Source organism: Chloroflexota bacterium (assembly GCA_020161265.1).
GTDB lineage: Bacteria > Chloroflexota > Chloroflexia > Chloroflexales > Herpetosiphonaceae > Herpetosiphon.
The window spans coordinates 336,066-348,265 of sequence record JAIUOC010000001.1; the positions used below are offsets into that span (position 1 = coordinate 336,066).

A 12,200-nucleotide genomic window follows, 5' to 3' on the forward strand; every position below is an offset into this window, starting at 1 on the left:
ATTCACACAATCTAAAACTCTTTAGCCGCTTTAACTTAATTGACGAATTGGTGCGCCTGCTAAAAAAGCCTGAATATCTTCAATCGCTTCGCCAAAATAGGCTTTGTAGTTGCGTTGGGATACATAACCCAAGTGCGGTGTGGCTAAGACATTTGGCAAGCTACGAAATGGGTGTTCAGCTGGCAACGGCTCAATCTCAAATACATCCAAGCCTGCGCCGCCAATCCAACCCTGTTCCAAAGCTTGAATCAAGGCGGCTTGATCGACAATCGCTGCACGAGAGGTATTGATCAGGTAGGCATGACGGCGCATACGCTGGAGTTCGGCTGCACCGACTAAACCGCGTGTCCGTTCACCCAATACCAAGTGAATCGAAACAATATCACTCTCTTCAAGCAGCTGCTCTTTGGATTCAGCAAGCTGAACTCCCAATGCTTGAGTGCGCTCCGCAGTGAGGTTTTGGCTCCATGCCAACACATCCATGCCAAACGCTTGGGCAACTTTGGCGACGTTACTGCCAATTTTGCCTAAGCCCAATAAGCCCAAACGCTGGCCTGCTAAATCCATTCCAACGCTTTGTTGCCATGGGCCATTCGTGCGTAATGCCACATTTTCGGGCACAATTTGGCGAGCCAATCCCAAAATCAAGGCCCAAGTTAATTCGGCAGGAGGCTCGGAACGGCTCGCCGTGCCACAAACAACCATTCCTTGGGCATGGGCTGCTGCCACATCGATCGAGGCATTGCGCATGCCAGAGGTGATTAACAGCTTAAGGTTTGGCAATTGGGCCAGTAAATTGGCTTTAAATGGTGTTCGTTCGCGCATAATCACCACAATCTCACAATCGTGGATTGCTTGGACTAACGCGGTTTGTTCGCTGAAATAGTTAGAAAAAACCTGTACATCAACCTGTTCGGCTACCACTGACCAATCAGCCATCGCCAAGGCGGCGTGTTGATAATCATCAAGAATTGCACAGCGTAGTTTTGTCATGCGATCGCTCCTTGAATGGTTAATCCTAAGCCTGGGGTTTGCGGTAAACGCAGCCTGCCTTGCTCGATCACAAGGCCTTGAAAGGGGTCATTGACCAAATCAAGATGCCCATCAAGATCAAGATAATCTGCTAGCCCGGCAAGTTGGGCGATAGCGCTAATTCCAAGGCTGCTTTCAGTTTTACAACCTAACATAACTTTTAGGCCAAGTTGCTTGGCAACGTCGATCATTGTGCGAGCTTGGCGTAAGCCGCCACATTTGAAGAGTTTGAGATTAATCACATCAACACAGCTCTGTAAGCGCCACACATCATCAAGCCCACGACAATCTTCATCGGCAACTAAGGGAATTGGTGAGTGTTGGCGAATTGTGCATAGTTGGTCGAGGTTACCCGCCGGTATTGGCTGTTCGATCAGTTCAACGCCGTAGGCATGACATTGCTGAACTGCGGCAATCGCTTGATCAACATCCCATGCTCCATTGCCATCAACCCAAATCCGGCCAGCATAGACCTCGCGTATTTGGCGCAGGCTATCGAGATTGCTAGCGTTTGTGAGTTTGAGTTTAAGAATTGGCCATGCCGCCAATGTTGCAGCCTGTTCGACCAAGGCATGCTCCGATTGTACGCCAAGCGAGAGTGCAGTTGGTGGGATGCTCAATCCCGCCAAGCCCCAAAGCGCGTGGATGGGTTGCGCAACCACCTTGCCTAAAAGATCATGCCATGCCATATCGATGCCCGCCATGATCGCAGCCTGATTGCGAACGACCGAAGCTAATTGACCTCGATACAGCTCAAATTGCCATGGCGTGGCAGTGTTCAGCAATGGTTCGCAAGCCCGAAGCAGCTGTAGAATTTGCTCAACACTGAGGTTGTTTTCTTTGGGGCAAAGCACGGTGCCAAAACCACCATACTCCTGCCAGGTTAATTCGATTACAACTTGTTGCACCGCAGTTGTCGAACCCTTATTGCTGACAAACGGCTGATCAAGCCGTAGGCTGATCACTGTCGTTGTTAAGTTCATGAGCTTGTTTCCGCTAAAGGAGCGGGGTTGGTTGCGACGATAGGTTCTTCGCCAAGTAAGCGCCAGCCCAAAAATCGTGGGCTGCCAAGCACCAACGCCAGCACAGCAAAGCCGAGACAAATTGCCCCACTGAGCAGCAAAGCCCAATTGAGCGAACTATTGGTAGCACTGGCAATCAATGGAATGCTAATCGCCGTGATCAGTGACGTGAGCAAATTGCGCGTAATCCCAATCCGCCCTTTGATCGCTCCACGAATCCGTAATTGCAGCGTGGTCATCAAAACCGTCCACGAAATCGTGTTGAATGCGCCTAAGCCGAAGCACAGCAGAATGGTGAGCCATTGGTTGCTGAAGAACCCAAGCAGCATAAAACACAGTGCTTGACCGCCAATCCCGACTATAGTTGAGGTGCGCGATCCCCAGCGCTTGGAGAGTGGTTCTACCACGCCACCAGAGATCATCGCTCCAATCGCATAAGCACATTCGATCACTGAGAGCCAATAGACACTGCCATTGTAGCGGGCGGCAATCAGTGGCACGGCGATCAAATTAAACAGGTGCACGGCGACTGCATCAATCGTATTGAGCACCAAATGCCAAATAAAGCCGACTTCGCGGCGCAGCAAGACGATCACTTCGCCCCAGCCGCCAACGATCTGTTGCCAAGCATTCTGAACATGGGCTTTGGCTTCGGTAATTATTTCTTGATTGGTTAATTGGATAAAACTAACCGCAAGTGCTGAAAACAGAAAGGTCAACCCATTGATAAAGAAGGCAACGGCAGGCCCAAGGTAATAGAATACCGGGCTGGCAACAATTACGCCCAATAATTGGCCAGCTTGCAAGCTAATATTGGTATAGCCGTTGTAGCGCCCAAGCGAATCGCGGGGGATGGCAGCTGGGGCAAGGGCAAAGGTGGCTGCCCGATAAAACGGATGGGCCACCCGAATCACCAGCGTCATCAACATAATCCAAAGTACCACTTGATCGCCACCAAGCATCAGGCTGGCAAAACAGACAAATAGCCCACGAATAATTTCAACCTGAATACATGTGCGTTTGGGGCTACCGCGATCAACCCATGGCCCGGCAATAAACTGCATCAAGAAGGTTAAGCCTTGTTCGAGAATAATCACCCCGCCAAAGGCTGCGGCAGAGCCAGTTCGATCGTAGAGTAAAAGCCCAATCGTAAAAGTTTGCATTCCATTGCCAATGGTTGTGATAAAGGTTGCTGCTAATAACCATAATCCTGCAATTGGAATACTCAAACGTTTGCTTAGCTGTTGCATGCGTTCCTCAATAGTGTTCCAGACTCTTTCCCGTATTTGCTAGGCTGATGCTGGCCTTGGCACAAGCCAATGGATCAATGCGCCAACGATCATACAGGCCTGGCGAAAGCTTAATTGGCGAAAGCCAACTGGTTCAACTGGGCGACTGCTAACCAGTGTTTGGCTGTGCAAAATACCCTGACGCGGCGCAAATCGATTTATCCAGTAGGCTGATAGTGCGCTCCGTTGGTGATCGAGCCATACTGCTACCCGCTGACTAATCGCTTGCTGATAGCTGGCCTGATCGCTATTTGGCTCAAGCTGTTGCACCTGCTCGAACAACGCCGCTAGCGCTTCAGCATCATGAGGATGCTGATTGGTTGGGCATAGTGCGAAGATCACCGCAGGCAATAAAATCAACAGCATCGGATCAACCTCGTCAAATCTATCAATGATGCTTTGGCACATTGTGCGATAGCTTTTCGTGGTTGATTTTTCGGCGATATAGCCATTGCGATAGGGTGGATAGCCAGCCATATCCCGCGCACCCCAGTGAAAATGTGGATTGAATGGCCGACACATGGTTTGGCGATCAACCGTGGCGCTGGGGTAGTGGGTATGGAAGATTGCCGAAAAAATGCCTGCGAGCAAATGCGAACAGAGCGGCAGCTGGTTTGGCAGTCGCTTAATATTGGCAAAAAAGCTCGCTGGCTCGGCTACCGCCAGCCATGGCAGCATACTCGCCTCGGCTAGTTCTGCTGCTGAGCTATAGAACATTGCCCCCATGCGATACCCTTGAGCTTCGTGTTGGATCGCAACCCGTTGCATTGTGCCATCAAGACTGACCTGATGGCTTAAAATATCTTGAAAGGCACGGCGTGCATTGGGTTGGATGGCTGCTTGTTCCAGTAAATGCTGAACGATCGCTTTGGCTAGCTCGGCATGCTGCCAGACGCTTTGGGCTTCAAGCCGAAATTCAAATTGCTGAAATTGCTGCATCCGTTGCCAATGCAGGCTATTGAGCGAAATTTGCGCTCCATCAAGACTCGTTTGAACAAATGGGGTAAAGAGTGGTTGTTCACGCTGGCGTTCAACCAAGCCTTGTCCATCCCAAGTATACAAAGGTAGCAGAGTCCGCTTACCATGATCGATCAACGAACCAGGCAAGTAAACCCAATCCCCCCGTTCTAAGGCCATATCTTCGGTCTGATTAAAGCAGTAAATTAATGGATAGCCATAGCCTTGGCTACAAATCGCTTGATTAAAATCCATCATACCGGCTCGGCCATGGCCAATTTCTTCCCAGTTGCCCATATGTCCCGTGCGGGGTGGCAGCAAGGTTGGCGAATGGCGAATCAAATCCAGCACCTGTCCAACCGGAATATCGGTTAATCCAAGGTGCAGCCAATCGAACGCTTGTTGGCGGTTGGCAAAGCGATCAAGGGTGGGTTCAAGCCGATCAAATAGCCCTAAATGAGCTAAAATAGCGCGTGGTGTTGCTGGTTCAAACTGCTGTGCTGTCATTGCTGATTCACCTGCTTTGCTTGAGGCAGCGCCAAACGTTGAACAACCTGTTGGAGAATACCGCCAGCGTAGTAGGTTTGCAATTCACTTGGGTTATCAATCCGAACACGCATTGTCCATCGATTGACATTGCCGTCAGCGTCACTGGTCTCAACCACACATTCGCCCCCGGCTACAAGCGTATCTAGACCATAAATCGTATAGAATTCAGCTCCGGTTAATCCAAGGCTTTGCCATGTTTGCTCCGCCATAAATTCCAGCGGCAAAATACCCATACAGACCAAATTGGCCCGATGAATCCGCTCGAAACTTGCTGCCAATACCGCCTGAACACCAAGCAATTTGGGTGCTTTGGCGGCCCAATCACGCGATGAGCCTGAGCCATATTCGTTGCCTGCCAGAATAATCAACGGAGTTTGGGTCGCGGCATAGTGCATGGCCGTAGCATAGATCGTATCTTGCTGACCACTCGGCTGATGCAAACTAAACCCACCTTCAATTCCAGCCAGTAATTGGTTTCTGAGTCGAGCATTGGCAAAGCCGCCGCGTACCATCACTTCATGATTGCCGCGGCGTGCTCCGTAGGCATTAAAATCTGCTGGTGCAACGCCCTGCTCAAGCAAATAGCACCCAGCTTCACCCTTAGGATCAATTGCGCCACCAGGTGAAATATGGTCGGTGGTAATGCTATCGCCTAACAAAGCCAACACCCGCGCCTGCTTAATCATGTTTGGAGCTTGTCCAAGGTTGCCATGAATATAGTGTGGGCGTTTAAGATAGGTTGATTGCTCCGCCCATGGATAGAAAAGCGTCTTTTTGATGGTAATGGCTTGCCACTCAGCTGGAATCACAGGTTGTTGATAGTGTTTGTGAAACATGCTTGGTTTAATCAGGTTGGCCAAAAGCGCCTGAATCGTTTGATCGCTTGGCCAAATATCCGCTAAATAGACGGCTTGACCATCATGATCATAGCCAAGCGGCTCAGTTTCGAGATCGATATTCATGGTTCCAGCTAGGGCGTAGGCAACTACTAAGGGTGGTGAGGCCAGATAATTCAAGCGAACCGCTGGATGAATTCGGCCCTCAAAATTGCGATTGCCACTCAATACACCGCTGGCAATCAACCCTTGTTCAGCGACTGCTTGGCTTAGTTGTGGATGAATTGGCCCACTGCTGCCAGAACAAGTCATACAGCCATACCCTACAATTTGAAAGCCGAGGGTTTCCAAGGCTGGTAGCAGCCCAGCCGCTTGCAGATAGGCGGCAACAACCCGTGAACCTGGCGAAAGGCTGGTTTTGACATAGGCAGGAACGCGAAGCCCGCGTTCAACCGCTTGCTGCGCCAAAACGCCCGCTGCCAACATCACCGCTGGATTTGAGGTATTGGTGCATGAAGTGATTGCCGCCAGCAGCAATGCCCCATGGTTTAAGCGATACGTGTGATCATCAAGCACTACCGTAATCGGTTGCTGCTTTTGCTGCACGGCGGCGACCACCGAAGCTGGCACATCGCGCAGGTTTCGGCGATCTTGAGGGCGAGCTGGCCCTGCGACACACGCTTCAACTGTTGCAAGATCAAACTGAATCAGTTTGGCAAACTTGGGCAACGGAGCATTCGGTTGGCGAAACAGCCCTTGAAATTGATAATATGCTTCGACCTGTTGCACTAGTTCGGCTGAACGGCCTGTCGTTTGAAGATAACGAATCGTTTCTGAATCAACTGGGAAGTAGCCGCAGGTAGCCCCATATTCAGGAGCCATATTGGCAATCGTGGCACGTTCGGCAATACTAAGCTGATTAACTCCAGTGCCACAAAACTCGACGAACTGTTCAACGACGCCCGCTTGACGTAAGCGTTGGGTAAGACTTAACACCAAGTCGGTTGTCGTCACACCTGGACGTAATGTGCCAGTTAATTCAACCCCAACGACGCTGGGCAGCGTGAGCATGAGTGGATAACCAAGCATAACTGCTTCGGCCTCGATGCCACCTACGCCCCAACCAAGCACCCCTAAACCATTAATCATCGTGGTATGGCTATCAGTTCCACAAACACTATCCGGCAGCATGAGTTCACCAGCTGCGGTTACTTGGGTTTGCACAACGGTTGCAAGGTGTTCAAGATTAATTTGGTGAACAATGCCGCTACCCGGTGGAAAGACCCGCACCTGCTCAAACGACGCTTCGGCCCACCGTAATAGCTGATAGCGCTCTTGGTTGCGTTCAAACTCGTAGCGAGTGTTGATGGCGAATGCATTTGGCACACCAGCCACATCAACAATAATCGAGTGGTCTACAACGACATCAGTTGGTACAATTGGATTGACTGTGCTTGGGTCTCCGCCAGCTTCAGCTACTGCCTCGCGAATTGCCGCTAAATCGACAAATACCGGAACCCCAGTAAAATCTTGTAATAGCACCCGCGCTGGCAGGTAGGGAATAACGACTTTTGGCTGTGCAATGTCGGGCCGCTGGAGTTGGTTAATCAATGCTTCGATCGCTGCGAGGTCGCCCAACCCGCGTCCGAAGGCGCGTAATTGTGCTTCAAGCAAAAGCCGGAGCGAAAATGGCAGGGTTTCAAGCTCAAGCTGATAACTCCTTGCCAGGGCCTGAATCGACCAAACGCTGTAGGTTTGGCCTGCACACTCCAATGAGCGTTGGAATGATGAATTCAATGCTTGCATTAGGCCGTTCCTTCTAAGCGGCGAGCCAAGGCTAAGCGATCAATTTTGCCATTGGCATTCAGCGGCATGGTTTCAAGTTGATAGATAGTGCGCGGCAGCATATAGTTTGGGAGCAATGGCTGAACTGCCTGCCGCAGATCGCTGGTTGCAATGCTCGGTGCAATTACAAATGCGACAATTCCGCTCGCCGAGCCGTTTTCAAGCGGCCAGCCCAACGCAACCGCAGCGACTACGCCTGGTTGAAGTAATAAAGCCCCTTCGATCTCGCTTAATTCCACCCGGTAACCATGAACTTTAATTTGCTGATCGCTGCGCCCAAGATAGATCATGCTACCATTGGCGCGACGAACAACCCGATCACCAGTACGGTAATAGCTGATTTCTTCGCCATTAAGCTGTTTGCTGCGCAGAAACCGTTGCTCCGTGAGGTTGGGGTTGTGCCAATAGCCTTGAAAGGTTTGTGGCCCAGCAACGCATAATTCGCCTTCTGTGCCAGGTTGCACAGGATTGTCGTTTGCATCAACGACCAAGGCAGTTAAACCGGGGTACAGCTTGCCAATCGGAACAACTTCATTCAAACATTCAGTAGGCGAGGTCTGCGAATTCCAACGATAAACCGCACAGGCAATCGTTAATTCGGTTGGGCCATAGAGATTTTCGATCATTGAGTTGGGCGCAGCAAGTTGCCAAGCCTCGGCTGTAGCTTTCGGCAAGGCTTCGCCACAAAAAAGGCTTAAGCGTAAATTGGGCAAGCTGTTGGGCTTGAGCAGTTTTTGTTTGCGCAGCAAGGCGGCGACCGATGGCACCGAAAACCAAACCGTAATCTCCTGCTCTTCAATTAAACGAAAAGGTGAGAGCAATTGGAGCGGCTGGAGAACACAGACCGCTGCACCATGATTCCAGGCCATAAAAAGGTCAAAGATTGCCAGATCAAAGGTTTGATCAAAAGTCTGGCTCAGTCGATCAGCAGGTGTAATTTGATATCGCGCTTGATTTACCTTGAGAAAGTGCGTGACATTGGAATGACTAATTGGTACGCCTTTGGGGTTGCCTGTGCTGCCTGACGTAAATAAGAGATAGGCAATTGCTTCGGGCGGCACGGCAACTGGCACATGATCGGTCGGTAGCTCGGCAAGCTCGGCTTGGCTATAGATCGTCGTATCGAGTGTAGGGGCATGCAAACAATCGGGCAAGAGGACACACGGTGGTAGCGCTGGCAGCGAATCGGCCAACTGCAAAAATTGGCCATACGAGTGGTGATCAACAATAATCGCATCAAGCTCGGATTGCTCGATCATCGCTTGGGTGCGCTGAATCGGAAAGGTATAGTTCAGTGGCACAAAGGTTGCACCAGCCAATAAGCTTGCCAAAACCCCAACGTAGGCAGCCTCGCTGCGATAGGCAAAAATGCCGACGCGGCGCAGCGGTTTGGTTGATTGGCGGAGCGCAAAGGCCCAGCGTTGGGCAATCGTATACAAATTGACATAACTATATTGTTTATTGCCAATCGTCAAAGCAATGTTATCTGGATAGTGCTGGACACTCCGTAGAAAACCGCTGTGTAATTGACTAGTTGCACGTGCTTGGTTTGGCTCGCTTGGGAATGGATGCACAACTTCAAGCATTTGGTTAAACTCAATCATCATCTATTCTCCAATAAGGCGTTAGGCGTGATATCGATTCGTTATTGACGTTGGTTCAATGCTCGATAGGGCTGATCAATTGGCCCAACATAGGCCAGCAACGGGCGAATCAAGATATTGTTGGCATACTGTTCTTGGATTTGAGCCAACCAGCCCACAGTTCGGCCAACAATAAATGCTGGAACAAACAGATCGTGGGGAATGCCCAAGAGGTGATAAATAACGCTGGCATAAAAATCAACATTGACATCGATCCCTTTGGCCATATAGGGACGCATTGCCTGAACAACCGCTTCAAGAATCGCGTAATAGTTGTTATCGCTTTGTTCGCTCAAGGCTTGCGCTGCTTTGCGTAAATGTCGCGCTCGAGGATCTTCGGTTTGGTAGACCCGATGTCCAAAACCCATCACAGGTTGATTGTTGGCTTGTAAGTTGGCTACGTAATCAGCCGCTCGATCAGGCGTGCCGATCGCTTGAATCATTGTAATGACCTGTTCGATCGCCCCGCCGTGGAGTGGGCCTGCAAAGGCTGCAATTGCCGCAGTGAGCGCCGCATACCAGTCAGAACGTGTTCCTGCGACAACTCGCGCGGTAAAGGTTGAAGCATTGGCACTATGATCAGCATGGAGAATCAGAATCTGATTCACAATTTGCTGGGCTTGTTGGCTTGGAATACTTTCTTGGAGCATGTAGAGAAAATTGGCGGCATGATCAAGCGCCGGGTTGGGCTGAATTGGTGTTTTTCCTTGGCGAATCGCGTGATGGGCCGCAATCAAGCAGGGTATTTGGGCAATCAGTCGAATGGTGCGAGCTTCACTTGCAGGAGCTGAGCCATCAAAGCGCTCGGCATCAAACGTGGCAAGTGCCGAAAGGCATGTACGCAAAACTTCAGTTGGATGACCATCTTTCAGGAGCTGAATCAGATCCAAAATCGTTGCTGGAATCTCTCGTGCTGCCACCAACTGTTGCTTGAATTGTTGTAACTCAGCGGTGGTAGGCAATTGTCCGTTCAATAATAAAAAGGCTGTTTCCTCAAACGTCGTTTGCTCAACTAAATCATGAATGCTATAGCCGCGATATTGCAAGCAGCCTTGTTTGCCATCGATCAACGTGATCTGACTCTGATCGAAGGTTACTCCTGCCAGGCCACGATAGACCACAACATCGCCGGTTTGCGTTTCAATCCCTGCTGCTTGGGTTGATGTCGGCTGAAGATTACCCTGCACATAAGCCTTAATCTGGGCAACAGAACTAAGGGTAACAATAGTATCAGGCTCGATTGTAATTCCATAAGTGGTTTCTAAGGCCAACATCAAGTTAATATGCGCCAATGAATCCCATTGCATAATTGAGCGATAACTCAGTTGATCATTTACCATATATTCTGGAATTTGCAGCACCTGAGCAATCAGCGTGACTATATCTGAAATCTGGTTATTGGTAATTTTTTGTTGATTGACCATAGAACGTTTAAACTCCTTCGGTAGAGAATAGATTTCTGCGTCGCAATTACAAATCAGAATGCACAGCAATATAGTACAAACTTAATTCGTATTAACATGATTAAGTATGTATATAAACGATTAAATTATTATATTATTGATAATTGAAATTGTTGCAGTAGAAATGGAGGTAGATAGGCAACAAATTATTTTAAGCCGGAGTTTTAATTCTCTCAAGCACGGTTGTGTAGTATACGCGCATGGGTATCGCGTGTCAATACGAAAAAAGGCTGATGAAAATGAGAGTTTTATCATTCAAATTTAACCTTTTTCAACTGCAAAACTAGGCTACACTAGACCGATAGTAGTTGTTTGATTAAAGGCTTAAACCCGCTATGAAACAGGTTAATGTGTATCAAGTTGATGCCTTCACCCAGCATAAATTTCGTGGAAATCCGGCTGGAGTCGTGACGCACGCTGATGAGCTGAGCGACCAAGAGATGCAACAACTGGCCCGCGAACTGAATAACTCTGAAACAGTCTTTTTGCTTGCGCCGACAGATTCAAGTCATGCAGTCTGGTTACGATTTTTCACCCCCACCGTCGAAGTTCCATTGTGTGGTCATGCGACGATTGCAGCCCATTATGTCCGTGCCCACGAGCTTCAATTAGGCTCATGCCAAATCCAGCATAAAACTGGGGTTGGTATACTGCCAATTGAAATTATCCAAACCGACAACGATTATCAAATTGTTATGACCCAAGCTGCGATTGGGTTTGGCCCGCTAATTGATGGACAATTCAAACAAGCCCTACTCGATGCCCTTGGTCTGAGTATTGACGACCTGCACTACGCATGTCCGATTCAAATCGTCTCAACCGGCCATGCCAAAGTACTAATCGGGATTAACAAGCGCACGACCCTTGATGTGCTGCGTCCGAATTTTGCAGCGCTTACCCTGTTGAGCAAACAAATTGGCTGCAATGGCTATTTTGTCTTTACTTTAGACTCTGATGATCCAGCGATTCTTTCCTATGGGCGGATGTTCTCGCCAGCAATTGGGGTCAATGAAGATCCAGTTACGGGGAATGCCAATGGGCCGCTCGGTGCTTACTTGGTCCAGCATCGCTTGGTTGCGCATAATGGATCATATTTGCGATTTACTGCATGTCAAGGCGTTGCGCTAGGACGAACTGGGTATATTGATGTTCAGGTGTTAATTGAACAGGATACGCCTGTTTTGGTGAAAGTTGGTGGTCATGCAGTGATTGTTTTCCAGACAACCATTCAGTTGTAAAAAGGGTATAATGGTTCATTCCGCGAACGTCAACGCGAAGGCATCGCCATGGCTAAGCAGCGTGGCGTGTATACCGGGCGGAAGAAGGCACTGAATGCGGCCACGATTGCCCACGTCGTTGCACGAGCCGCCGCAGGTGAATCCAAAACGGCCTTAGCCCGCGAGCTGGACATTAGCCGTGAAACGCTCTATCAGTATCTGCGTCAGCATGCGACGACTGACCGAATTCGTTAAGGAACGGAGGATGGAATGAGCCTTGTTGCGATTCTTGAATAAGTCCAAACCTTGGGCATCCAAGAACGGAAAGATCTGGTGAAATTCTTGGT

At 49.5% G+C, this 12,200-nt stretch carries 9 protein-coding genes; 2 read left to right on the top strand and 7 right to left on the bottom strand.

The features are described from left to right. Positions 1-30: 30 nt before the first annotated feature. Genes LCH85_01250 through LCH85_01280 form a run of 7 tightly spaced genes read right to left on the bottom strand, consistent with a single transcriptional unit; the run spans position 31 to position 10,597 of the window. Complete coding sequence (locus LCH85_01250) at positions 31-993, bottom strand: D-2-hydroxyacid dehydrogenase family protein (GenBank protein MCA0350596.1); 963 nt, start codon at positions 991-993, stop codon at positions 31-33. After that, positions 990-2,015: a dipeptide epimerase gene (locus LCH85_01255; protein ID MCA0350597.1), complete on the bottom strand. Its 1,026-nt coding sequence runs from the start codon at positions 2,013-2,015 to the stop codon at positions 990-992. Before LCH85_01255 ends, LCH85_01250 begins: the two co-directional genes overlap by 4 nt. After that, positions 2,012-3,304, bottom strand: coding sequence for an MFS transporter (locus LCH85_01260; GenBank protein MCA0350598.1), 1,293 nt, complete (start codon positions 3,302-3,304; stop codon positions 2,012-2,014). The genes LCH85_01255 and LCH85_01260 overlap by 4 nt, the downstream gene beginning before the upstream one ends. 39 nt (positions 3,305-3,343) lie before the next feature. Further along, the gene (locus tag LCH85_01265) at positions 3,344-4,807 is read right to left on the bottom strand and encodes a DUF6025 family protein (GenBank protein ID MCA0350599.1); all 1,464 of its coding nucleotides are present in this window, start codon (positions 4,805-4,807) and stop codon (positions 3,344-3,346) included. Further along, a complete protein-coding gene (gene acnA, locus LCH85_01270; GenBank protein MCA0350600.1) occupies positions 4,804-7,491 on the bottom strand; it encodes an aconitate hydratase AcnA in 2,688 nt (895 codons plus the stop codon). The genes LCH85_01265 and acnA overlap by 4 nt, the downstream gene beginning before the upstream one ends. Continuing rightward, a complete protein-coding gene (locus tag LCH85_01275; protein MCA0350601.1) occupies positions 7,491-9,137 on the bottom strand; it encodes an amino acid adenylation domain-containing protein in 1,647 nt (548 codons plus the stop codon). Before LCH85_01275 ends, acnA begins: the two co-directional genes overlap by 1 nt. A 38-nt stretch (positions 9,138-9,175) precedes the next feature. Next, positions 9,176-10,597 carry a phosphopantetheine-binding protein gene (locus LCH85_01280; GenBank protein ID MCA0350602.1) on the bottom strand — a complete coding sequence of 474 codons (1,422 nt, stop codon included), beginning with the start codon at positions 10,595-10,597 and terminating at the stop codon, positions 9,176-9,178. 374 nt (positions 10,598-10,971) lie between these two features. On the opposite strand from LCH85_01280, the gene LCH85_01285 reads away from it, so the two are divergent. Continuing rightward, positions 10,972-11,874 (top strand): PhzF family isomerase, encoded by a 903-nt coding sequence (locus LCH85_01285; GenBank protein ID MCA0350603.1) that lies wholly within the window; start codon positions 10,972-10,974, stop codon positions 11,872-11,874. Between the two features lie 48 nt (positions 11,875-11,922). Beyond that, complete coding sequence (locus LCH85_01290; GenBank protein MCA0350604.1) at positions 11,923-12,108, top strand: Hin recombinase; 186 nt, start codon at positions 11,923-11,925, stop codon at positions 12,106-12,108. Positions 12,109-12,200: the final 92 nt, after the last annotated feature.